This window comes from Actinoplanes sp. NBRC 101535, from assembly GCF_030269225.1.
Taxonomy (GTDB): Bacteria; Actinomycetota; Actinomycetes; order Mycobacteriales; family Micromonosporaceae; genus Actinoplanes; species Actinoplanes rectilineatus.
This window is the reverse complement of the sequence record NZ_BSSY01000001.1, coordinates 176,769-199,876: the sequence shown is the minus strand read 5'-3', so window position 1 is coordinate 199,876 and position 23,108 is coordinate 176,769. Positions and strand designations below refer to the sequence as shown.

The 23,108-nt window shown below is 70.4% G+C and carries 23 protein-coding genes; 8 read left to right on the top strand and 15 right to left on the bottom strand.

The features are described from left to right. Positions 1–3: 3 nt before the first annotated feature. From QSK32_RS00895 to QSK32_RS00880, 4 genes are read right to left on the bottom strand one after another with little or no spacing between them, the layout of a single operon-like run. A complete protein-coding gene (locus tag QSK32_RS00895; RefSeq protein WP_083449468.1) occupies positions 4–912 on the bottom strand; it encodes an XdhC family protein in 909 nt (302 codons plus the stop codon). Further along, positions 912–3,284, bottom strand: coding sequence for an aerobic carbon-monoxide dehydrogenase large subunit (locus QSK32_RS00890; RefSeq protein WP_285470950.1), 2,373 nt, complete (start codon positions 3,282–3,284; stop codon positions 912–914). The genes QSK32_RS00895 and QSK32_RS00890 overlap by 1 nt, the downstream gene beginning before the upstream one ends. After that, positions 3,281–3,757, bottom strand: a complete 477-nt coding sequence (locus QSK32_RS00885; protein WP_045746270.1) for a (2Fe-2S)-binding protein — start codon at positions 3,755–3,757, stop codon at positions 3,281–3,283. The genes QSK32_RS00890 and QSK32_RS00885 overlap by 4 nt, the downstream gene beginning before the upstream one ends. Positions 3,758–3,761: 4 nt before the next feature. Then, complete coding sequence (locus QSK32_RS00880) at positions 3,762–4,682, bottom strand: FAD binding domain-containing protein (RefSeq protein ID WP_285470949.1); 921 nt, start codon at positions 4,680–4,682, stop codon at positions 3,762–3,764. A 76-nt stretch (positions 4,683–4,758) separates the two neighbouring features. Here QSK32_RS00880 and QSK32_RS00875 point away from each other — a divergent pair, with 76 nt between their 5' ends. Next, positions 4,759–5,811 carry an XdhC family protein gene (locus QSK32_RS00875; RefSeq protein WP_045746268.1) on the top strand — a complete coding sequence of 351 codons (1,053 nt, stop codon included), beginning with the start codon at positions 4,759–4,761 and terminating at the stop codon, positions 5,809–5,811. A 1-nt stretch (position 5,812) separates the two neighbouring features. Here QSK32_RS00875 and QSK32_RS00870 read toward each other — a convergent pair whose 3' ends face one another. After that, positions 5,813–6,109: a metal-sensitive transcriptional regulator gene (locus QSK32_RS00870; RefSeq protein ID WP_045746267.1), complete on the bottom strand. Its 297-nt coding sequence runs from the start codon at positions 6,107–6,109 to the stop codon at positions 5,813–5,815. Between the two features lie 88 nt (positions 6,110–6,197). Here QSK32_RS00870 and QSK32_RS00865 point away from each other — a divergent pair, with 88 nt between their 5' ends. The 3 genes from QSK32_RS00865 to QSK32_RS00855 are packed head-to-tail and all read left to right on the top strand — an operon-like array spanning position 6,198 to position 9,536. Further along, entirely contained in the window at positions 6,198–6,410 is a 213-nt protein-coding gene (locus QSK32_RS00865; RefSeq protein WP_045746266.1) for a heavy-metal-associated domain-containing protein, read from the top strand. Further along, a complete protein-coding gene (locus QSK32_RS00860) occupies positions 6,407–7,321 on the top strand; it encodes a DUF8832 domain-containing protein (RefSeq protein WP_285470948.1) in 915 nt (304 codons plus the stop codon). Before QSK32_RS00865 ends, QSK32_RS00860 begins: the two co-directional genes overlap by 4 nt. A 10-nt stretch (positions 7,322–7,331) precedes the next feature. Beyond that, on the top strand, positions 7,332–9,536 hold the full coding sequence (locus QSK32_RS00855) for a heavy metal translocating P-type ATPase (protein ID WP_285470947.1): 2,205 nt from the start codon (positions 7,332–7,334) through the stop codon (positions 9,534–9,536). Between the two features lie 158 nt (positions 9,537–9,694). Here QSK32_RS00855 and QSK32_RS00850 read toward each other — a convergent pair whose 3' ends face one another. Continuing rightward, a complete protein-coding gene (locus QSK32_RS00850; protein ID WP_045746263.1) occupies positions 9,695–10,447 on the bottom strand; it encodes a DUF2382 domain-containing protein in 753 nt (250 codons plus the stop codon). A gap of 143 nt (positions 10,448–10,590) precedes the next feature. Further along, entirely contained in the window at positions 10,591–11,781 is a 1,191-nt protein-coding gene (tuf, locus tag QSK32_RS00845) for an elongation factor Tu (protein WP_285470946.1), read from the bottom strand. A gap of 411 nt (positions 11,782–12,192) precedes the next feature. Here tuf and QSK32_RS00840 point away from each other — a divergent pair, with 411 nt between their 5' ends. Further along, complete coding sequence (locus QSK32_RS00840) at positions 12,193–12,780, top strand: 3'-5' exoribonuclease domain-containing protein (protein WP_285470945.1); 588 nt, start codon at positions 12,193–12,195, stop codon at positions 12,778–12,780. On the opposite strand, the gene QSK32_RS00835 is transcribed toward QSK32_RS00840, so the two are convergent. The 4 genes from QSK32_RS00835 to QSK32_RS00820 form a co-directional block, all read right to left on the bottom strand. Continuing rightward, on the bottom strand, positions 12,761–13,927 hold the full coding sequence (locus QSK32_RS00835) for a beta-1,3-glucanase family protein (RefSeq protein WP_285470944.1): 1,167 nt from the start codon (positions 13,925–13,927) through the stop codon (positions 12,761–12,763). The two genes, QSK32_RS00840 and QSK32_RS00835, sit on opposite strands and share 20 nt — an antisense overlap. A gap of 70 nt (positions 13,928–13,997) precedes the next feature. Further along, complete coding sequence (locus tag QSK32_RS00830) at positions 13,998–14,570, bottom strand: redoxin domain-containing protein (protein WP_045746259.1); 573 nt, start codon at positions 14,568–14,570, stop codon at positions 13,998–14,000. A gap of 335 nt (positions 14,571–14,905) precedes the next feature. Continuing rightward, positions 14,906–17,116 (bottom strand): glycoside hydrolase family 43 protein, encoded by a 2,211-nt coding sequence (locus QSK32_RS00825; RefSeq protein ID WP_285470943.1) that lies wholly within the window; start codon positions 17,114–17,116, stop codon positions 14,906–14,908. A gap of 87 nt (positions 17,117–17,203) precedes the next feature. Continuing rightward, a complete protein-coding gene (locus tag QSK32_RS00820; protein ID WP_052721007.1) occupies positions 17,204–17,548 on the bottom strand; it encodes a nuclear transport factor 2 family protein in 345 nt (114 codons plus the stop codon). A 261-nt stretch (positions 17,549–17,809) separates the two neighbouring features. Here QSK32_RS00820 and QSK32_RS00815 point away from each other — a divergent pair, with 261 nt between their 5' ends. After that, on the top strand, positions 17,810–18,439 hold the full coding sequence (locus QSK32_RS00815; RefSeq protein WP_045746257.1) for a DUF4360 domain-containing protein: 630 nt from the start codon (positions 17,810–17,812) through the stop codon (positions 18,437–18,439). 73 nt (positions 18,440–18,512) lie between these two features. On the opposite strand, the gene QSK32_RS00810 is transcribed toward QSK32_RS00815, so the two are convergent. The 4 genes from QSK32_RS00810 to QSK32_RS00795 all read right to left on the bottom strand — a co-directional run bounded on the left by QSK32_RS00810 (position 18,513) and on the right by QSK32_RS00795 (position 20,850). Then, positions 18,513–18,677 (bottom strand): hypothetical protein, encoded by a 165-nt coding sequence (locus QSK32_RS00810; protein ID WP_285470942.1) that lies wholly within the window; start codon positions 18,675–18,677, stop codon positions 18,513–18,515. Between the two features lie 58 nt (positions 18,678–18,735). Next, positions 18,736–19,320 (bottom strand): hypothetical protein, encoded by a 585-nt coding sequence (locus QSK32_RS00805; RefSeq protein WP_052721006.1) that lies wholly within the window; start codon positions 19,318–19,320, stop codon positions 18,736–18,738. Positions 19,321–19,396: 76 nt separating this feature from the next. Then, positions 19,397–20,149: a hypothetical protein gene (locus QSK32_RS00800; protein ID WP_285470941.1), complete on the bottom strand. Its 753-nt coding sequence runs from the start codon at positions 20,147–20,149 to the stop codon at positions 19,397–19,399. Further along, positions 20,143–20,850: an ABC transporter ATP-binding protein gene (locus QSK32_RS00795; RefSeq protein WP_045747317.1), complete on the bottom strand. Its 708-nt coding sequence runs from the start codon at positions 20,848–20,850 to the stop codon at positions 20,143–20,145. The genes QSK32_RS00800 and QSK32_RS00795 overlap by 7 nt, the downstream gene beginning before the upstream one ends. 119 nt (positions 20,851–20,969) lie before the next feature. On the opposite strand from QSK32_RS00795, the gene QSK32_RS00790 reads away from it, so the two are divergent. Together QSK32_RS00790 and QSK32_RS00785 are read left to right on the top strand one after the other, a co-directional pair. Further along, positions 20,970–21,950, top strand: coding sequence for a sensor histidine kinase (locus tag QSK32_RS00790; protein ID WP_045747318.1), 981 nt, complete (start codon positions 20,970–20,972; stop codon positions 21,948–21,950). Between the two features lie 452 nt (positions 21,951–22,402). Next, positions 22,403–23,041 carry a response regulator gene (locus QSK32_RS00785; protein WP_281179133.1) on the top strand — a complete coding sequence of 213 codons (639 nt, stop codon included), beginning with the start codon at positions 22,403–22,405 and terminating at the stop codon, positions 23,039–23,041. Positions 23,042–23,108 lie beyond the last annotated feature (67 nt).

Here is a 23,108-nt window from a genome sequence, read left to right as displayed (position 1 = left end):
GGATCAGGCCGCCGTGAACTTCGTCCGGCAGCCGGGGCAGCAGAACCAGTGTTGTTCGCCGCCGACCGTCGCGTGTGGCGTGTCCGGGCCGATCACCACGGTCATCCCGCAGACCGGGTCGACCGCGGTCTCGGCCCTGCCCAGCGGCACGATGGTCAGGGCCATCGCCTCGGCGTGGGTGCCTCCGCTGCGGGCTGTGGACGCCGGGGCGGCGAGGCCGCCGACCCGGATCTCCCGGACGACCTCGGCCAGGACGGACAGGGCGATCTCCTTGGGGGTACGAGCACCGATGTCGATCCCGGGATGCGGCCGGATCCGCGCCCGCTCGCCGTGGTCGAGGTTCATCGCGTCCAGCATCGCCTGGGCGCGCCGGTGGCTGGCGACCAGCGCGATGTATCCGGCGCCGGCGTCCAGTGCCGCCCGGATCGCCGGTTCCTCCTCCCTGCCCAGTCCGGCGACCACGACCGCGGTCACCCCGGAGTACTCACCGGGCGGGGCGACCTCGAAGTCCAGGTATCCGGCGAGCTCGGCGACCGCCGTACCCATCGGGGTGTGTCCGACGACCGCGACCAGGGGCCGGGGAAGGACCGGCTGCAGGAAGATCTCGATCGCTCCGCCGGAATGGCAGGGGTTGACCACGACGAGGGCGCCTGGCGTGTCCGGGAAGGTCTCGGCGTCCTCGGGCAGGACCCGCAGCAGGACCGAGTCGCCGTCGCGCAGCGTGTCCAGTGCGGCGGCCCGCACCGAGGTCTCCGCGCAGACCCCGCCGACGAAGCCCTCGATGGACCCGTCGGCGAGGATCACCGCGTCGTCGCCGGCCCGGGCGGAGGTGGGTTGCTGGGCCCGGACCACGGTGGCGTGCACGAACGGCCGGCGGGCCGCCGTCAACTGGGATACGCGTTCGGTGAGCATCAGATCGGCGGGGTGGCCCGGCCGCGCATCGCGTCCCAGACCCGGGACGGGGTGAGCGGCATGTCCGCGTGCCGGACCCCGAACGGTTTGAGCGCGTCGACGACGGCGTTGACGATCGCCGGCGGCGAGCCGACGGTGGCGGACTCCCCCACGCCCTTCGCGCCGATCGGGTGGTGCGGCGACGGGGTGACGGTGTAGCCGGTCTCCCAGTCGGGCACCTCGAGCGCGGTCGGGATCAGGTAGTCCATCAGGGAGGCGCCCAGGCAGTTGCCGTCCTCGTCGAAGGAGATCATCTCCATCAGTGCCATGCCGACGCCGTCGGTGAGGCCGCCGTGCACCTGCCCCTCGATGATCATCGGGTTGATCCGGGTGCCGCAGTCGTCGACCGCGATGAACCGGCGCACCTTCACCTCGGCGGTGCCCGGGTCGATGTCGACCACGCAGATGTACGCCCCGTGCGGGTACGTCAGGTTCGACGGGTTGTAGCAGATCTGCGCCTCGAGCGCGCCCTCCATGCCGTCCGGCAGGTCGCCCGCGCCGTGCGCGCGCATCGCGATGTCCTGGATCGTCACGGACTTGCCCGGGTCGCCCTTGACCTGGAAGCCGCCCTTGACCCAGTCCAGGTCGGCGACCGACACCTCGAGCATCGCCGAGGCGATCAGCTGCGCCTTGTCCCGGACCTTGCGGGCCACCAGCGCGGCGGCCGCCCCGGAGACCGGCGTCGACCGGCTGCCGTACGTGCCGAGCCCGAACGGCGTGTTGTCGGTGTCGCCGTGCACCACGTCGATGTCGTCCGGCGGGATGCCCAGTTCCTCGGCGATGATCTGCGCGAAGGTCGTCTCGTGGCCCTGGCCCTGGGTCTTCACCGAGAGTCGCACCACGGCCTTGCCGGTCGGGTGGACCCGCAGTTCGCAGCCGTCGGCCATGCCCAGTCCGAGGATGTCCATGTTCTTGCGGGGGCCGGCGCCGACCGCCTCGGTGAAGAACGAGATGCCGATGCCCATCAGCTCGCCGCGGGCCCGCTTGAGCTCCTGCTCCTTGCGCAGCTCCTGGTAGCCGGCCATCTCCATGGCCAGCCGCATGGTCGGTTCGTAGTCACCGGAGTCGTACACCCAGCCGGTCTTGGTGGTGTACGGGAACTGCTCCGGCTGGATGAAGTTCTTCAGCCGCAGTTCGGCCGGGTCCATCGCCAGCTCGTGGGCGAGACAGTCGACGATCCGCTCGACCAGGTAGACCGCCTCGGTGATCCGGAACGAGCAGGCGTACGCGACCCCGCCCGGCGCCTTGTTGGTGTAGACCGCGGTCATCTTGCAGTGCGCGGCCTCGATGTCGTAACTGCCGGTGAACACCCCGAAGAAACCGGCCGGGTATTTCACCGGGGCTGCCGTGCCGTTGAACGCGCCGTGGTCGGCGAGCACGTTCGTACGGATGGCCAGGATCCTGCCCTCGCGGGTCGCGGCGATCTCCGCCCGCATGATGTAGTCGCGGGCGAAACCGGTGCTGATCAGGTTCTCCGACCGGTCCTCCATCCACTTCACCGGTTTGCCGGTGACGATGGAGCCGACGATGCTCAACACGTACCCGGGATAGATCGGCACCTTGTTGCCGAAGCCGCCGCCGATGTCCGGCGCGATCACCTGGATCTTGTGTTCCGGCAGGCCGGCCACGATCGCGTAGAGGGTGCGGTGCGCGTGCGGGGCCTGGGTCGTCGACCAGAGCTTCAGCCGGCCCTCGACCGGGTCGAAGTCGGCGACCGAACCGCAGGTCTCCATCGGCGCCGGGTGCACCCGGGGATAGACGATGTCCTCCTTGACGATCACGTCGGCGCGCTCGAAGACCCGGTTCGTCTCGGCCTCGTCGCCGGTCTCCCAGTCGAAGACGTGGTTGTCCGTCTTGTCGGTGAGGTCGTCGCGGATGAGCGGGGCGTCCGGTGCGAGCGCCTTGCGCACGTCGATCACCGGGTCGAGCACGTCGTACTCGACGTCGATCAGCTCCAGGGCGTCCCGGGCCTGGTAGCGGTCCTCGGCGACGACGAACGCCACCTCCTGGCCCTGGAAGCGCACCTTGTCGGTGGCGAGCACGGCCTGCACGTCGTTGGAGAGCGTCGGCATCCAGGCCAGGCCCAGACCTTTGAGGGTCTCGCCGGTGACGACCGCCTTGACCCCGGGCGAGGCCTCGGCGGCGCTGGTGTCGATGCTGAGGATCCTGGCGTGGGCGAACGGCGAGCGCAGGATCGCCAGGTGCAGCATGCCGGGCAGCTGCACGTCGTCGGTGAACTTCCCGCGCCCGCGCAGCAGACGGGGGTCCTCCTTGCGCAGCATCCGGCCGTAGCCGATCGGTTTGAGGTCGTTGTTCTCGAAAACCGCAGTCACTTCGTCACCGCCTGGTTCTCCTGAGAAGCCGCCCATTTCACCGACCGGACAATGGATGCGTAGCCCGTACACCGGCAGATCTGCCCCGAGATCGCCTCGCGGATCTCCGCCTCGGACGGGTCCGGGTTCTTGTCGAGCAGCGCCCGGCAGGTCATCAGCATCCCCGGCGTGCAGAACCCGCACTGCAGGCCGTGGCACTGCCGGAAACCCTCCTGGATCGGGTCCAGCTCGGCGCCGTTCGCGAGGCCCTCGACGGTGCGCACCTCGCGCCCGCCGGCCATCGCCGCGAGCACGGTGCACGACTTCACCGGCTCGCCGTCCATCCACACCACGCAGGTGCCGCAGTTGCTGGTGTCGCAGCCCCAGTGCGTACCGGTCAGGCTCAGCACGTCGCGCAGGAAGTGCACGAGCAGCAGCCGGCCCTCGATCTCCCGGGTGTACTCGTCCCCGTTGACGGTCATGGTGACCTGCATCAGCTCAGCTCCTCGCCCGTTCCACGGCCGTGCGCAGGGTGCGCCGGGTCAGCTCGTCCGCCAGGTGCCGCTTGTAGTCGGCGCTCCCGCGGCTGTCGGTCGACGGGTCGCAGCTGCGGGCCGCGATCGCGCCGGCCAGCTCGTACATGTCCTCGCCGGGCTCGTGGCCGCGCAGCGCCGCGGAGATCTCCGGGATGCCGGTGGTGTTGGGCCCGACCGCGGCCAGCCCGACGCGCGCGTCGACGATCCTGCCGTCCTCGAGGACGACCGCGGAGCCGGCCGAGACGACGGCCCAGTCACCGGCCCGCCGCTCGACTTTGGCGTAGGCGCTCCCGGTCCGGCCCACTTTGAGAGGAATGCGCACCTCGGTGAGCATCTCGTTCTCCGCCACCGCCGTCTCGTACGGCCCGACGTGGAACTCCTCCATCGACACCACCCGCTCGGCGCCGCCCGGACCGCGGATCACACAGCTCGCGTCCAGCGTCGTGCACACCGCGGACAGGTCCTCGGACGGATCCGCCTGGCACAGCGAACCGCCCAGCGTGCCCCGGTTGCGCACGATCGGGTCGGCGATCACCCGCTCGGCGTCCCGGAAGATCGGCAGGACGGTGGCCAGGCCGTCCGACTCCAGCAGCTCCCGGTGCCGGGTCATCGCCCCGATCCGCACCTCGCCCGCGCCGAGCCGGATGTAGCCCAGTTCGCCGTGCAGATCGTTGATGTCGATCAGATACTCGAAGTTCGCCAGCCGCAGCTTCATCATCGGCAGCAGGCTGTGCCCGCCGGCCACCAGACGGGCCGTGCCTCCCAGCCGTTCCAGCAGACCGATGGCGTGATCCACACTCGTGGCACGTTCGTATTCGAACGGAGCCGGCACCTGCACCCTGCACCTCCCGCGAAGTCGCGCCGACCCTCCCGCCGCGGGCATCCAATGTCAACAGTGACCTAAGCGTTCGCTTAACCGGTCGTTGACTCCGCCGCGAAGATCACGGATCGTGCGGGGAATGCGCGACATCGCCCCCGGCCTCCTCGCCTGGCGCGCCGCCGGAACCGCGTTCGCGGTGGCCACGGTGGTGCACACCTGGCGTTCAGCACCCCGCCGGCCGGGTGCCGCGATGGCCGTCAACGAGCACGGCGAGGTGCTCGGTAGCGTCTCCGGAGGGTGTGTCGAGGGGGCCGTCTACGCCGCCGCCCAGGAGGTCATCCAAACCCGCAAGGCGCAGACACAGGTGTACGGGGTGAGCGACGGCGATGCCCTGGAGGCCGGGCTGACCTGCGGCGGGACCATCGAGATCACGGTCCAGCCGGACACCGCCATGCCCGGTCTCGACGCGTGGCTGTCCGATCTCGCCGAGGGCCGCCCGGTGGCCGTCGCGTCGGTCCCCGGCGCCCACCTGGTGATCCGCCCGGACGGCGATGTGACCGGCACGCTCGGTGACGCCGAGCTGGACCGTTCGGCCGCTCAGCAGGCCGCCGGAATGCTCGCCCAGGGGCGTACCGGCATGGTCCAGTCCTGTGGTCGTGAGGTGTTCGTGCAGTCCTGGGCCACTCCACCCCGCATGATCGTGTTCGGGGCGATCGACTTCGCCGCCGCGGTGGCCCGGATCGGCACGTTCCTCGGTTACCACGTGACGGTCTGCGACGCCCGTGCCGTGTTCGCCACCCCGGCCCGTTTCCCGGAGGCCGACGAGGTCGTCGTCGAGTGGCCGCACCGTTATCTCGAACGGACCGTGGTCGACGAGCGCACGGTGCTGTGCGTGCTCACCCACGACCCGAAGTTCGACGTGCCGCTGCTGCAGGTCGCGTTGCATACCCCCGCCCGGTACATCGGGGCGATGGGCAGCCGGCGCACCTGCGAGGACCGTCTCGCCCGGCTCCGGGAACTCGGCGTCACCGAGGAGGCGCTGTCCCGCCTGCGCGCCCCGATCGGGCTGGACCTGGGCGCGCGCACTCCCGAGGAGACCGCCGTGGCCATCGCCGCCGAGATCGTCGCGTCGACCTGGGGCGGCTCCGGAACTCCCCTGCGGGACCTGTCCGACCCGATCCACGCGTCGTAGCTCAGCCGCGTTTCATCAGGCGGCCGACGGCGGCCATCAGCTCGGAGGCCATCTCGTCGGCCCGGCCCTCCTGCGCGCCCTCGTGCATGCAGTGCCGGGCGTGCCCGTCGAGCAGCCCCAGTGCGACCTTGTCGAGGGCGGCCTGGATCGCCGAGATCTGGGTGAGGATGTCGATGCAGTAGCGGTCGTCCTCGACCATGCGGTCGATGCCCCGGACCTGCCCCTCGATCCGGCGCAGCCGCGACTGCAGGTTGTCCTTGCTGGCCGTGTATCCGCGGGTCGGCGCCGGGTTGGTCATGGGTGTCATCCTACCGTGAGCCGACGTTGATACCCCTACCCGGTATGTGTAACGTGGGAGACGAACCACCGACGAAGAGGAGTCCGCCATGCAGACCACCACCTATTCAGTCCTCGGCATGACCTGCGGGCACTGTGCCGGATCGGTGACCACCGAGATCAGCGGCATCCCCGGCGTCACCGGCGTCGACGTCGACCTGCCCACCGGCGCCGTCACCGTCACCTCGCAGGACGTCCTCGACCTCGAGACCGTGCGGGCGGCCGTCGACGAGGCCGGATACGAGCTGGGCAGCGCCTCGTGAACACACCGGTCCGGCTGACCGCGTACGCGATCGGGCTGATCTTGGTCTTCGGTGCGGCAGCCGGCGCGGGCCGGGTGGTCGGGCCTTCCACTGATCCTGCCCCGGTGTCGCATGGTCACGCCCCTACCGAAAGTCCCGTTCCGGCTCTTCCCGGCGGCCTTCAGGCCGCTCTTCCCGGCGGCCTTCAGGTCGTCGAGGACGGCTACCGTCTCGAGCCGTTGACCACCCGCCTGGGCCTCGATGCGGCTCAGCCGTTCCGCTTCCGGATCCTCGGACCCGACGGCGCGCCGGTCACCGCCTACACCCCGAACCACGAGAAGGACCTGCACCTCATCGTGGTCCGCCGTGACCTCACCGGCTTCCAGCACGTGCACCCCACCCTCGACGGCGACGGCACCTGGAGTGTCCCGCTCGCCGTGACCGATCCGGGTCAGTACCGGGTGTTCGCCGACTTCCAGCCCAGCGGCCACGAGGCGCTCACCCTCGGCGTGGACGTGCCGGCCCCCGGCGACTACCAGCCGGTTCCGCTCCCGGCGCCGGCCCGCACCGCCGAGGTCGACGGCTACACCGTGACGCTCACCGGCGACCTGGTCGCCGGAACCTCCTCCCCGCTCACCCTGACGGTGAGCCGCGACGGGCAGCCGGTCACCGACCTGCAGCCCTACCTGGGAGCGCTCGGACATCTGGTCGTGCTCCGGGACGGCGATCTCGCGTACCTCCACGTGCACCCGTCCGACGGCCCGGCCGTCACCTTCTCCGCCGAGGTCCCGTCCGCCGGGGTCTACCGTCTCTACCTGGACTTCCAGCACGGCGACAAGGTGCACACGGCCGCATTCACGGCGACCACCTCCGGCGTCGCCCCGCCCGCGGATCCCACGGGCCACGACGCCGACGGCCACACCCACGAATAGGAGGCAAGCGATGGCCCTGCAATTCGCCCCCCAGCGGATCGAACTGGCGATCGGCGGGATGACCTGCGCCTCCTGCGCGTCCCGGATCGAGAAGAAGCTCAACCGGATGGACGGCGTGACCGCGTCGGTCAACTACGCCACCGAGAAGGCCACCGTCACGGTCGACGGGGCGATCACCGCCGCCGACCTGATCGCGACGGTGGAGAAGACCGGCTACACCGCCGCGCTCCCCGTCGCCGACACGCCCGAGCCGCCGGAACGATCCGACCCGTTGCTCACCCGGCTACTCGTCACGATCGCGCTGACCGTACCCGTGATCGCTCTCGCCATGGTCCCGTCCTGGCAGTTCACCTACTGGCAGTGGGCGTCCCTGGTACTGGCCGCGCCGGTCGTCGTCTACGGCGGGTGGCCCTTCCACCGGGCCGCCGCGATCAACCTGCGGCACGGCGCCGCGACCATGGACACCCTCATCTCGCTGGGCACGATCGCCGCGTTCGGCTGGTCCCTGTGGGCGCTGTTCCTCGGCACGGCCGGCGAACCCGGCATGACCCACGCGTTCCGCCTCACCATCGAACGCGGTGACGGCACCGGCAACATCTACCTGGAGACCGCCGCCGGCGTGACGATGTTCCTGCTGACCGGGCGCTGGTTCGAGGCCCGTTCCAAGCGGCGGGCCGGTGACGCGCTGCGCGCCCTGCTCGAACTGGGCGCCAAGGACGTGGCGGTGCTCAGCAACGGCACCGAGGTCCGGATCCCGGTCGAACAGCTCGCGGTCGGCGACCGGTTCGTGGTCCGCCCCGGCGAGAAGATCGCCACCGACGGCGTCGTCGACGAGGGTTCCTCGGCGATCGACCGATCACTACTCACCGGCGAGAGCGTGCCGGTGGAGGTCGGCCCCGGCGGCGACGTCACCGGCGGCACCGTCAACGCCGGCGGCCGGCTGATCGTCCGGGCCACCCGGATCGGCGCCGACACCCAGCTGTCGCAGATGGCCCGCCTCGTCGAGGACGCCCAGGCCGGCAAGGCCGAGGTGCAGCGGCTCGCCGACCGGATCTCCGGCGTCTTCGTCCCGATCGTGATCGCCCTGGCCGTGGCCACCCTGGGCTGGTGGTTCGGCGCCGGTGCCGGCTGGACGACGGCGTTCACCGCGGCGGTCGCCGTCCTGATCATCGCCTGCCCGTGCGCCCTGGGCCTGGCCACCCCGACCGCCCTGCTGGTCGGTACCGGCCGGGGCGCCCAGCTCGGCATCCTGATCAAGGGCCCGGAGGCGCTGGAATCGACCCGGCGCATCGACACGATCGTCCTGGACAAGACCGGCACGGTCACCACCGGCACGATGTCGCTCGCCGCCGTCGTCCCCGCCCCGGGCGTCTCCCGTGACGAACTGGTCACCCTGGTCGCCTCGGTCGAAGCCGGCTCGGAACATCCCATCGCCGTCGCGCTCTCTGATGCCGACAAGTCCCCGGTGACCGATTTCCAGAACATCGAAGGCCTCGGGGTACGCGGAAGAGTCGGCGACCGGGCCGTCCTCGTGGGACGGATCGCCCTGCTGCGGCGCGAAGACCTCGCCATCCCGGCCGAGGTCGAGAAGGCCGTAGCCGACGCCGAAGCGGCCGGTCAGACGGCGGTCGTCGCCGGCTGGGACGGCGCGGCCCGGGGTGTGCTGGCCGTCGCCGACACGGTCAAACCGTCCAGCCGTGACGCCGTCACCGGCCTCAAACGCCTCGGCCTGCACCCGGTACTACTGACCGGCGACAACGAGACGGTCGCCCGCGCGGTCGCCGCCGACGTGGGCATCGACGACGTGATCGCCGAGGTGCTGCCGGCCGACAAGGTGGCCGTCGTCCGGCGCCTCCAGTCCGAGGGCAGGGTCGTGGCGATGGCCGGCGACGGCGTGAACGACGCGGCCGCCCTCGCCCAGGCCGACCTGGGCCTGGCCATGGGCACCGGCACCGACGTGGCCATCGAGGCGTCCGACCTGACACTGGTCCGCGGCGACCTGACCGCCGCGGTGGACGCGATCCGCCTCTCCCGCAGCACCCTACGAGTGATCAAGGGCAACCTGTTCTGGGCGTTCGCGTACAACGTGGCCGCCCTGCCCCTGGCCGCCGCGGGCCTGCTCAACCCGATGATCGCGGGCGCGGCGATGGCCTTCAGCTCGGTCTTCGTGGTCGCCAACAGCCTGCGCCTGCGCCGCTTCCGGCCGGTCACCTGACCGGCACACCGTCCGGCGAGTCCAGCCAGTACCGGTGCTCGCCGGCCCGTGTGACCGGGCCGTGCCGGCGACACCGAACTGATCGTCGTCGACGTCCCGGACCTGCGCTGACGTGGGTCGCCCCCGGCTGTGACGGCCGGGGGCGGTCGGGTCGGGGGTCAGTCGACGGCGTGCCGGCCCCGGCGGTCGCCGGGGATGTCGGCCTCGATGTGTTCCTTGCGGATCTCGCCGTCGACGGTGCGTTCGTCGGTGACGGTCTCGGTGCCGAGGCGGACCCTCTCGACCGGCACGGTCTCCCGGTCGACGACCGGGCGTTCGGCGTGCAGGGTCACCTCGTGTTCGCTCTCGGAGAGTTCCGGTCCGGAGTACGCCCGGTCCCGGTTGGCCGCGGTGATCGGCTCACGTTCGAGCCGCACCTCCTCCCGGGCCACCGGCACCCGGACCTGCTGCTGTTCGGTGGTCACGTATTTGCGCAGCCGGGCCCGGCCGACCGCCTCCCGTTCGGTGCCGACCTCCAGCCGTTCCTCGGAGCGGGTCATGGCGTCGTCGGCGCGGTTGACGTGATCCCAGTCGTGGTCGGTACGCCCGGCGGTGCCGCTGTTGAGTCCGTAGTGCGCGTACAGGCGCTCCACCTCGTCTTCCTCCAGTGGCTCGTCGTGGTCGGCGTCGACGTTCGGAGCGTCCTTGACCTGGCGTTTCTCGTAGGGCACCGTCACCCGCCCGGCCCGCAGGTCCGCGCCCCGCAGGGGGAAGAGCGACTCGCCCAGTCCGAACAGTCCGGTGCGGACGCTCGCCCAGGTCGGCGTACCGGTGGCGTCGCCCCAGACCGCGCCGATCTCACCGATCCGATCGCCGTCCCGGTCGTAGACGTCGCTTCCGTAGAGGGCTCCCACCTGCTCGTTCGTGATCATGAGGGTCTCCTTTCGTCGGATGCCACTCCGATACCCCGCCGGATTTGTGCCTATGCGAAGGGAGATTCACCATTTCGATACTCATGAACAGGGTTTGTCGATCACTGAGGGGCCTGACGCGTCACGCCAGGCCCCTCAGGTGATCAGTCCAGGACCGCGGTCACCGTCCCGGCGGCCACCGTCCGGTTGCCCTCCCGGACCGCGAAGCCGAGACCGGCCTCCAGGGCGATCTCCTTCCCCAGGGTCACCGTGACCTCCTCCAGGGTGTCCCCCGGCATGACCAGGTCACGGTCGCCGAGGTCCATGCCACCGGACACGTCGGTGGTGTGGAAGTAGAACTGCGGCCGGTAGTCCGCCGCGAACGGGGTGTGCCGTCCGCCCTCCTCCTTCGTCAACGCGTACATCCGGGCCCGGAAGACCCGGTGCGGGCGCACCGAACCCGGCGCCGCGAGCACCTGGCCACGCTGCACCTGCTCACGCTTGATCCCGCGCAGCAGCACGGCGGCGTTGTCCCCCGCCTGCGCCGACTCGAGGACCCGGCCGAACGTCTCCAGACCGGTGGCCACACTGGCGATCGTCGGCCCCAGACCGACCACCTCCACGGCCTCACCGGCACGCAGTTCGCCGCGCTCCACCTTGCCGGTGACCACGGTCCCCCGCCCGCTGATCGACAACACGTTCTCGATCGGCATCAGGAACGGCTCCGCCAACTCCCGCGGCGGAACCGGCACGTAGTCGTCGACCGCGTCGAGCAACGCCACGATCGAACCCACCCAGCGCGGGTCACCCTCGATCGCCTTCAGCGCGGACACCCGCACCACCGGCACCTCGTCGCCCGGGAACCCGTACTCGCTCAGCAGCTCACGAACCTCCAACTCGACCAGGTCGAGCAGCTCCGGGTCGTCCACCATGTCGCTCTTGTTCAAGGCGACGACCAGATGGGGTACGCCGACCCGCTGCGCCAACAGGACGTGCTCCCGTGTCTGCGGCATCGACCCGTCCTGCGCCGACACGACGAGGATCGCCCCGTCCACCTGCGCCGCCCCAGTGATCATGTTCTTCACGTAGTCGGCGTGGCCGGGCATGTCGACGTGCGCGTAGTGCCGCGCCGCCGTCTCGTACTCCACGTGCGCGATGGTGATGGTGATGCCGCGGGCCGCCTCCTCCGGCGCCCGGTCGATCCCCTCGAACGCGACATACCGGTTGGAGGCCGGGTCCCGGTCGGCGAGGACCTTGGTGATCGCGGCGGTCAGGGTCGTCTTCCCGTGGTCGACGTGCCCCATCGTGCCGATGTTGACGTGCGGCTTGTTGCGTACGAACTGGCTCTTGGCCATTATTGATCACCCTCACTGGATGCGAGGCATGGACGGAACGCGTTCCGCTGCCAGACGGGACGCGCCAGAACCGCGCACGGAGCAGCCACCCTTCCCCTGGGTTCTGCTGCTGGCGGGGAAGGGTCAGACTCGGGTATCAGCGCCGTTGCGAAGGCTGAGCACGCACACGGGAGCCACCACTGAGGGCAGCTGCAGACCGTGCACGAGAGACATGCCGAGGACAGTAGCTCGCCGAACGGCCGGCCTGCCACCGGTTTACGGCGGGACCGTGCTGTGCGCGTACCCCGAGAAAAGCGCAGGAGAAACGCCCTGCTCCCCGGCGATGTCGCGGCGATCCACCGTGGCCTCCTCCACCGACGCGGTCGGCCGATAGCGGCGTGGGACGAACCGGTGCCCCTTAGGATTCGCGGCATGGGGCGACCGGAGATCTACGTGAGCACCGACGTCGAGACCGACGGCCCGATTCCCGGGCCGCACTCGATGCTGAGTTTCGGGTCCGCCGCGTTCACCGCCGACGGCAGGCTCGCCGCCACCTTCTCGGCGAACCTGGAGACGCTGCCGGACGCGGCTGGGCACCCGGACACGATGGCCTGGTGGGAGACCCAGCCGGAGGCGTGGGCGGCCTGCCGCGCGGACACCGAGCACCCGGAATCGGTGATGGTCCGCTATCGCTCGTGGTTGGAGGAGCTTCCGGGCAGGCCGGTCTTCGTCGGCTATCCGGCGGCGTTCGACTTCATGTTCGTCTACTGGTACCTGATCCGGTTCGCGGGTTCGAGTCCGTTCGCGCATTCGGCACTCGATCTCAAGACGTACGCGATGGCGCTTCTCGGCACCGATTACCGGGCGACCGTGAAAAGGGCCATGCCGCGCCGGTGGTTCGGCGCGGCACGGCACACTCATGTGGCGCTTGACGACGCGATCGAGCAGGGCGAACTGTTCTGCGCGATGCTCGCCGAAAGAGCCGGGGAAACCAATCGGCTCAGAGCGGGCTCAGCGTGATTCCGGCGGCGCGCGGGTCGTTGCTGGAGACCAGTGATTCGAATCCGCCGACGTCGTCGAACGCGAAGGCGTAGGCGCGACCGTCCACGTGGTTCTGGTGGGCGAGCTTGGCGTACTGGTTGGTGGGTGTGGCGGTGTAGAACTGGGCGGCGTTCGTGCTCGGCTGGGTGTCGATGGTCCCGAGCGTCGTGCGGTTGAGCGCCGCGCAGAGGGTCCGTGCGATCGGCCCGACCACCAGGTCGTTGGGGGCGAACAGGTTGCCGTCGCAGTTCCACACGTTGGCGACCGACGGCTTGGTGAAGCTGGCGACGGTGGCGCCGGACGTGTTCGTGAACGTCATGACGCTGCCGCTGGTGCGCCCGAAGTATTTGACGGCGGGCTGGTCGGCGAACGGCACCACGGTCAGGGTCTTGCTCGCGTACGCGTTCCAGGCGCTGGTGATGTACGGCTCGAAGAACGTCCCGCTGATGCCGGCTTTGCCGGGGGCGAGGACGCGCAGCACCAGGCCGTCCGAGGATCGGGTGTAGACCGAGCCCGCGAAGTCGGGCTGCGCCTTGATGCCGTTGATGATGTTGTTCCGGCCGCCGGAGACCGGGGTGCCGGTGCTGGTGGTGACGCCGTTGGCGCCGGTCACCTGGACCTTGTGCAGGATGCTCACCATGTCGACCTGGGAGCTGTTGAGCCACAGCCCGGCGTCGTTGTAGGTGAATTCGCTCCAGTCGAAGAGCGTGTCCCGGTTGGTGTCGCCGGCGGCCCAGGGTGCCGGTTGCACGAGGGCGCCGCCGGTGACCAGGTAGAAGTCGATCTTCTTGCCGACGGAGAAGTAGATCCGTCCGGAGATGCCGCGCGGTACCTGGATGGTCTTGCTCTGGCCGTTGGCCGGGCCGGCGATGGACACGTCGGGTGCCGCCGACGGGGGCACCGAGCCGCCGGTCCAGGCGGTGAACGTGCCGGCGGCGTTGACGTAGCCGAGGCGGCCGGTGCTCAGGTTGGTGCCGAGGACGTACAGGTAGACGGCTTCGGATCGTCCGGTGGTGTTGGTGAGGGTCACCGGGAGCAGGGCCGGGCCGACGGCTTGGGCGGGGGTGGGTGCGACCAGCAGGCCGCTCAGCAGGGTGAGCAGGAGAAGGGTGGCTTTTTTGAACATGGGGAACGACTCCCTTCAGGAGCGCGCGGGGAGAGCGCTCTCAAAGAGTCGTATGGATTGTTAACTAATGTCAACTCATCGATGCCACCGTCTGCACGATCTCGGCGGCGGGCACCGGATCGGACCAGTTGGCCCGGATGTCCGCGAACCGCACCACACCCGCCCGGTCGGCCACCACGACCGAGGCGAACGGCAGCACCGAACGGCGGGTGCCGAGCACGCGGTCGGCCCCGGGGCTGCTGAAACCGATGTTGAGCGCGTCGATCAGCACGTGCCGCGGGTCGGAGGCGACGAAGAAGTCGAGCTCCTCGCGGTGCTTGACGGCGGCGAGCCGGGCCGGCGCCTGCGGGCTGACCGCGACCAGGTGCGCGTCGAGACGGGTCAGTTCGGGCAGCAGGCTCTTCCGGTACGCGCGCAGCGCGGCCTCGCAGTCGGCGGACCCGGCGAACCGGACGAACATCAGCACCACCGGCCCGGTGTCGAGCAGCCGGTCGAGGTGGATCGGCCCGAGGTCCGCCTCGAGCAACGGCAGATCCGGCAGCCGGTCCCCGACGGCCACCATCCGCTGCCATACGGCGTTGCGGTCGAGAAGCTGTTGGAACGCCTCATCATCGACACGTCGCAGATCGTGCACGGTCGTCATCCCGGTCTCCCGTCGTCAGGGGTGTCCACATAATACCCACTAGACTTATAGGAATTCTAGAGTACGGCACTGTGTCGAGGAGAGCTTACGGCGAACTCGCCGTAACCTTCGAATCTCCGTCGGATCAGTGACCGGGATCGCTATCGCAAGATCTTTCGCTTACCGGCACAGGGAGTGCGCGAAACGGCACGTCACCGCGACCGCCACGATGATCTTTCCTTTTCGGATCGGCGCCGTTCACTCCGTGTTCGATCGCGGCCCGCCAGATCGTGGGAAAATCACGCCGCCGATGAGACCGAACTCACGACGGGCATCCGGCGGGCCCGCGACCGCGGTCACATCTGGTGACTGCGAACGTAATCGAACGTTCCGGTGGCCCCGGTGGCATTCATCGAAATCAACCCGATGCGGTAGTCACCCGTGTGCGGCAGCGTCCACACCCCGGCCCACGTCCACGTCACCCCGTCGACGCTGGAGGCCGCCCGCACCTCGTCCTCGCCGTGCACCGCGTCGAAGGTGTAGCGCAGCCGCAACCACGTCGTCGCCCGCGCCGGACCGGCGAACATCGGCGCGTTCGCCACCGCGACCGGCGGGCTGTAGGTGGGCCGTTCGCCCTCCTTGCCGAACTCGGTCTGGTGCAAGACCTCGTTCGACCCGCTCAGCGGCAGGACCGAATGGACGAGTTTGAAATAGCGATCGTCGTTCTGATGGAGCAGCAGACCGGCCTGCTGGTTGCCCCGCGTACCGTCGAAGGTCAGTTTCGTCTCGACGGTGAAATCGCCGGTGGGAGCGGGCCGGGTCAGCACCGGCGCGGTGTTGTCGCCCAGATACAACTCGCCCGCCCGCGTCGGCCAGACCAGGGCGCCACCGCGCACCGTCGCGGTGGCGGCGTCGCCGCGCACCCACTGCCACGCCGGGTCGGCGGTGCCGTCGAATTCGTCGGAATAGCCGGGCAGAAGGGCCCCGATCTCCGGATCCGGAACGCGGCGGGTGACCGGTTCCGCGAGCGGGGCGGCGCTGATGTTGTCCGCAGCGGCGCCCTTCCCACGGGCGGCGGCACCGATACGCCCATCGGTCAGCGCTGTGGTGACGGTGACCGTGGCGACCGCATCCCGCAGACGGTCCGCGGAGACCTCGACGGTCAGGGTCCGGCCGCGCCGTTCCGCCGCGACCGTGTGCCAGTTCCGGTGCGAGAAACCATCAGGCAGATCTACCTCTTTCCGGGTACGCCGTCCGTGAGCCGCCGTTTCCACCACGAGGCGATCGGCGCTCTCGTCCAGCCACGCGGTCACGTTGTCGGCGCTGTCCCGGTAGGCGATCACCAGCCCGGCACCGTCCCGCAGGTCGGCCTCGACCCGGACGTCCCCGGAGACCGTCCGGCGGCTCAACGACGTCCCGGGACCCTCCGCCACCAGCGCGCCGTCCACCACCGGCCACGCACCCGGCCCGCCGGAGACGCTCACCACCGGCGCGGTGACCGGCGCGGCCTGCGGCGAGTTCGACGGCCCGGCCCCGGCGCGGACCACCGGCCAGCCGTCGATCCAGTCCAGCCGGTCGATCATCAGGGGCCGCTTGGTGAGTCGCAGCGTGGCCCCGTTCGCGCCGGTGACCGGCGGGAAGTCCGGGTCGGCCGAGGAGATCGCGTGGTAGACCAGCCAGTCCTGGCCGGCCAGGTCGGTGGCGACGGAGTTGTGACCCGGCCCGATCCAGCGGTCGCCGTTCGCGGTCAGGACGATGCCGTCCTTGCTGGTCAGGTCCATCAGGTCGACACCGGTCGGGGTGACGAACGGGCCGAGCGGGCTGGTGGACCGGCCCACCTTCACGGTGTATCCGCTGAACGCACCGTCGCAGCAGCCCGCGTCCGAGAAGAACAGGTAGTAGAAGCCGTCCCGGTGCACCACGAACGACCCCTCGGCCCGGCGTCCCCGCCCGACCTGGACGATCTCGCCGACCCGCGCGGTGGCGGAGGTGTTCATCCGCTGCACGCAGATCGTGTCGTAGCTGCCCCAGTAGAGGTAGTGGGTGCCGTCGGTGTCGGTGAACAGCGCCTGGTCGATGTTGCCGGTCGGGCAGCCGCTGCCGGCCGACGGCACGATCAGCCCGTGGTCGGTCCACGGCCCGAGCGGCGTCGGCCCGGTGAGCAGGGCGACACCGCCGACCGAGAGCGAGTACGTCAGGTGGTACGACCCGTCGATGTACCGGATGTCCGGGGCCCACGCCCGGGTGCCGGCCGGCCACCAGGACGGTTTCGCGTCCAGGGCGTAGACGTCACCACGGTGGGTCCAGTGAACCAGGTCGGCGGAGGACAGGACCGGCAGGATGTGCTCGCCGGTCTCGCCCGCGCTCTGGTGGATGGGGTTGGTGGTGCCGTACGCGTACCAGAGACCGTCCTTGGCCTTGATCACCGCCGGATCGGGGAACGTGTCGACGGTCCCGGCACTGACCGGATTGGTGTAGGTCGTGGCCGTCGGCGCGGCGCGCGCGGGCACCGGGATCAGGCCCGTCACGATCAGCAGCGCCACGGCCAGAAGGGGTCGAACTCTCATGTCGCACTCCTGATGACGACCGTTTTGTCATCAGGACCGTAGGGTTGACCGAATTCTTCCGGCAACGCCCCGGCATTTTTCCGGCTTTTAAAGAGGTCTCGAAACATCCCAGTGTTCGACGATGAGGCCGGCCTCGAAGCGCCAGATGTCGACGACCACCTCGGCCGGCCCGGTCTGCGGGGTCAGTTGGTAATGGGCGACCACGAACTCGGCGTCGGCGATCACGTGCAGCAGTTCGAGTTCGGCGGTGGCGATCGGCGACGCCTTGATGAACTCGATCCAGGCGTCCCGTCCGGGAGGCGCGCCCGGGGTGTGCGAGACGAAGTCCTCCCGGACGATCTCCACGAGGACGCTGGTGTCACCGGCCGCGAACCGGCCGAAGGCATCCAGGAACTTCGCCTTGTTCTCCTCCGCGACATCGAAATCAGTCATGCCCTCCACCGTCGCATCGGCGGGCCCGCATGTCGACCGGCGCCCCTGCCTACCATTGATCGAACCGACCCGTCCGGCATTTCCGGAATATCTGCCCGGACGGCCGTTCGCGATGCGCCCGGACGGTCATAAACCGCCCCGGACCACCACCGGGAGGCGTTGCGCTCGCGCTATCCGCTGCGCCGCCCGACCGGCGAAACGTACGTTTTCCAGCGGCGCGATTCACGGCGCATTTCCCACGACCGAATCCGGAGGCAGAAGATGCTGACCACGATCACCGCCGGGGCACTACTCGCCGCGACGCTGGGAGCACCGGTCCCAGGCGGGCCGTCCGACCCACCACCCACCGGCGAAATGACCATCGCGGTGGTGGCGGCGAACGGCTCGGGCTGCCCCAAAGGCACCGCCGAGGTGACGGTGTCCCCGGACAACAAGGCGTTCACCGTGACCTACAGCCAGTTCACCGCCCAGGTGGGGCCCGGCGCCAAACCCACCGACTTCCGCAAGAACTGTCAGATGGCCCTCGACGTCAAGGTCCCGTCAGGTTTCACCTACGCGATCGCCGGCGCCGACTACCGCGGTTTCGCACGCCTGGAGGCCGGCGCGACCGGTTCCGAGACGGCGTTCTACTACTTCCAGGGCGAACCGCACACCACCGTCAGCAAATACGATTTCAAGGGCTGGATGGAGGAGTCCTGGCAGCGCAGCGACCGGGTCGCCATCACCTCGACGTCCTATCTACCGTGCGGCGAGAAGCGCTATCTCAACGTGAACACCGAGTTGCGCGTCAACCAGAACAACTCGTCGAAGAACGCGGTCAGTTTCCTGACCATGGACTCCTCGGACGGCAGCCTGGAGACGGTCTACCACGTCACCTGGCTGAAGTGCTGACGGTTCCGGCTCCGGACGGCCTCCGCCCTCGGGTGGGGGCCGTCCGCGTCCTCAGGTGGGGCCGTCCGCGGCCTCAGGCCGCCCGTGGGCGTGTCTCGGCGCCCGTCTGCGCGTCGTCCGCCAGGGCGGGCACCCGCTCGGTGGTCAGGACCTGATGCGGCCCGTCGCACAGCACCCGATAGCCGTGCCGGGAGCTGAACTGCTCCGCAAGCCGCCGGATGTCCACGGGCTCGGTCACATCGGTCACGACGCCGACATCGGCCGCAGCCGTCGCGACCTGAGCCTTTCGTGACCTTCTAGGCGTCGCGCCGCGCCAGGCTCACCGTCGCGGCCAGCAGCGCCAGCACCGTCCCGGCGATCATCGCGGCGGCGCCCCGGCCCGGTTCGAGCAGGGCGGTGCCCGGGCTCCACGCCCCGGCGGCGGGCAGGCGGGCGATCAGAATCGGAAACCCGATGTGGTACGCGGTGAGCAGCGCGCCCACCGCCGCCACCGGATTGCGCAGCAGCGCGCCCACGCCGGCCGCCGTGAGTGTCGTGGCGGTCAGGTACAGCCACGCACCCGGCCGGCCGTCACCGGTAGCGGCGAGCAGCGCCACCGGCACTGTCACCACCGCGAGCGCCGCCGACCGGGCCGCCGGCAGCACCGTTCGGCGCGGCATCGCCAGCAGGGTCGCATCGATCTGCCGGCCGCCCTGATGCTCGTGAGCGCCGGCCAGCGCCCCCAGGACCAGGAACCCGGCCTGGGTGTGCACCAGCACCGGCCCCGGCACGTCGGCGGTGGTCAGCAACAGGGTGGCGGCAACGGTGAGCAGGGCGGTCAGGCGCAGCGACGGCAGGGTGCTCAGTTTGATCACCTCGGCGCGGGTCCAGCGGGCGATCATGTCTTCCCCGCCGCTTTCATGCGTCGCGTTCTCAGGCGTCGCGCCCTCATGCGCCCCGCCCTCATGCGTCGCGCTCTCATGCGTCGCGCCGGTTCAGGAGCAGGCCGGCCAGGGCGAGCAGGCCGGCCACCCAGGCGGTCATCACCAGGCCCGCGGTGAGCGGCGCGATCACCACGTCGGTGTGCATTCCGCGCAGGAACATGTGCGCGCCGACGATGTCCGGCAGGTAGGCCGCCCACGGCGTGATCTTGGTGAGCAGGTACGACACCGAGACCACCGCGGTGTTCAGGATCAGCAGGGTGAGCGTGACGATGCCGTTACGGGCGAGCAGCGTGATCGCGAAGGCCAGCAGCCCGATCAGCACCCAGTAGAGCACCGCCGCGGCGATCCGGCCGGCACTCGGCGCCGGCGCCAGTGAACCGTGGACCAGCCCGGTCAGCGTGAGCGTCGCGGCCACCGTGGTCACGCCCTGCACCGTGGTCACCGCCGTCAGCGCCAGGGCCTTGGCGACCAGCAGCCGGGTTCTCCGGGGTACGGCGAGCAGTGTCGCGGTGAGCTGCCGCGCCCCCGGAGCGTCCTCGCCGGTCGACGTGTACTCGCTGCTGACCGCGACCACCCCGAGGATCATCGCGCCGAGCAGGCCGATCCCGAGATACTGGAGACCCGTGTCGGAGGCGTCACCGGTCAGCCCCGCGGCGATCGCCTCACGGGCCGCCGAGGCGTTCACCACGACCAGGAGCGGTCCGACAGCCGACCCGAACACCACACCGATCCAGGCGGTCGGGATTCCGAGGAGTTTGCGCAGCTCGGCGTGGACCAGGCTCACCACGTCCGGCCCCCAGAGGTCAGCGCGAAGAACGCGTCCTCGAGCGTGGCGTGCCCGCCGACCACCTCGGCGAGCGTGCCGCCCGCCACGATCCGCCCCTGGTCGATGACCACGACGTCGTCGACGGTCTCGGCCAGTTCACCCATCAGGTGACTGGAGAGCAGCACCGTACGCCCCTCAGCAGCGCTGTCCCGCAGGAAGGTCCGCATCCAGCGGATGCCGGACGGGTCGAGCCCGTTCACCGGCTCGTCCAGCACCAGCACCGGCGGGTCACCGAGCAGCGCCGCCGCCAGCCCCAGCCGGCGGCTCATCCCCAACGAGAACCGGCCGGCCCGTTTCCCGGCGTCCGCGGTCAGGCCCACCCGGTCGAGCACCTCGTCGACCCGGGACCGGGCCAGGCCGTTGCTCGCGGCCATCCACCGCAGGTGGGCGCGGGCCGACCGGGACCGGTGCGCCCCACTGCCGTCGAGCAGCGCCCCGACCACCGTCAGCGGCCGGTCCCACTCCGGGTAGCGCCGCCCGTTCACCCGGGCGGTGCCGCTGTCCGGACGGTCCAGTCCGAGCAGGACCCGTACCGTGGAGGTCTTGCCGGCGCCGTTCGGCCCGAGGAACCCGGTGACCCGGCCCGGCCGCGCCTCGAAACTCACCTCGTGCAGGATCCGGGCCCGGCCCTTCGCCTTGCTGACGTGCTGGACGGAAATCATGCGGCCCAGTCAACCGGCGCCCCCGCCCGGCCACATCGGACCGGGAACCGAGGTTCTCCCCCGGAATCTCAGACCCAGGTCCGACGACGGGTGGCACGGTGGTGGCTACTGTCGGGCCGGTGAACACGCTTCCCCGGCCCGCCTGGCGCACCCGCGCGGCGACCGTCGCGGCCCTCCTCGCCGGCTTCCTGGTGCTGGCGATGTGCACGGTCGGGGCGTCCGGCCCGCTGGCGAGGTTCATCCCGACGGTGATCGCCGTCAGCGCCGTCGCCGTGGGCCTCTGGGCCGTGCACCGCTGGCGTGCCGACCGCGCCGACTACGAGCGCCGTCTCACCGAGTGGGCCGCCGCCGAGGCTGTGCTGGCCGAGCGCATCAGCATCGCCCGCGACCTGCACGACCTGGCCTCCCACGGCCTGGGCCTGATCACGGTCCGAGCCGCCTCGACCCGCCACCTGCCCCAGTCCGACGACATCCGCTCCGCCCTGTCCGACATCGAGGAGACAAGCCGCCACGCCACCGCCGAGCTACGCCGCATGCTCACGGTCCTGCGCGAGCCCGCCGGCGCGGGCCCCCGGTCCCCGGCCGAGGGCTTGGAGACGCTCCCCGACATCGTCCGAGCCGCCGCATCCGCCGGCCTCCGCCCGACCCTGACCATCAACCTCCAGCCACCCACCCCGGCCACCGACCCACCGTCGGCCGCTCTGAGGGCACCGGGCACTCCGGCCGATCCGTCGACGGGCACGTGCGAGCCGGACCCCGAAATGCCGGCGGCCACGGTGAACGCCCCGTCGATCACGGACGTGTCGCCGGGCGTGCAGCTCGCGGTCTGCAAAACAGTCCGCGAGGCGCTCAGCAACGTTGCCAGGCATGCCGGGCCCACCGATGTGACCGTCAGCGTGCACCGCGACGCCGGGTGGGTGGTGGTCACGGTGGCCGACCGGGGCCCCGCCCCAGGCTGGCGGGCCATGCCGGGCGCCGGTCACGGCCTGGCCGGCCTACGAGAGCGGGTGGGCACCCTGGGCGGCGTCATGACGGCCGGCCCGGTCGAAGCGGGCTTCCGGCTCACAGCCCGAATCCCCGACAACAAGGACGCGCAGTGACAGCACGCCCCACTCCCCTCATCCGGTCACGTCCTCCACACCCACTTCCCGCCGAGCCACTTCCCGCTGCACCTCTTCCACTTCCACCCCGCCGTGCCTCCCATCCCGCCGCCTCGCAGCACCTTCCGTCCCGCCATCCCACCGCCCTTTCGACACCGCCGCACCCTCCGTCCCGCCACCCCACCGCCCTTTCGACACCGCTGCGGCCTCCGTGCTCGCCACAGCCGGCTTCGACAACGCCAACCCCGGCGACCCCAAACGCGGCAAACCCAAACGCGGCAAACCCAGCACCGACGGCCACAACCACGGCCCCAGCGGCTCCGGTATCAGCGGTTTCAGGCTGGGCGACTCCGGCGGCAGCGGCCTCGGCACCAGCGGATCCGGAGGGCGAGGCCGGGGATGGCCGGAGGGCTCCGGAGGGCGGGGACGGGCGGGCGATTCGGGTTCTGCTGGTGGATGACCAGGCTCTGCTTCGGCACAGTTTGGCGATCGTCATCGACAAGGAGCCGGACCTGACGGTGGTGGGGCAGGCTCGGGACGGGGCGGAGGCGGTTCGCGAAGCGAGGGCAGCACGGCCGGACGTGATTCTGATGGACGTTCGGATGCCGGGCGTCGACGGGCTGGTCGCTACCCGGCTCATCTGTTCGGATGCGGCGCTCTCCGGCAGCCGGGTGCTGGTTCTGAGCATGTTCGAGATGGACGAGTACGTGTATGAGGCGCTTCAGGCGGGCGCCTCCGGGTTTCTGCTCAAGGACGCGCGGCCCGAGGTCCTGCTGGATGCCGTCCGGCGTACCCATGAAGGGGAGTCTCTGTTCGCTCCTTCGATTGTGACGCGGCTGGTCCGGCACTATGTGGCGTCGCCCCGGCCGGAGCGGGACGGTGCGGGGCTTCGGCGCCTCACGCCCCGGGAGGTCGAGGTGCTGGCGCTGGTCGGCAACGGACTCTCCAACGATGAGATCGCCGCGTCGCTGCTCGTCTCCGTCAAGACGGTAAAGACCCATCTCGGTCATCTTCTGGCGAAGCTGGCTGCCCGGGACCGCGCCCAGCTCGTCATCGCCGCCTTCAACGCCGGGCTGGTCCATCCCCGCTGAGCCCGAGGACGACGCCTCAGCTGCGTCGATGGCCCGGCATCTCCGGGGCGGCCGGCGGCAACCGGCT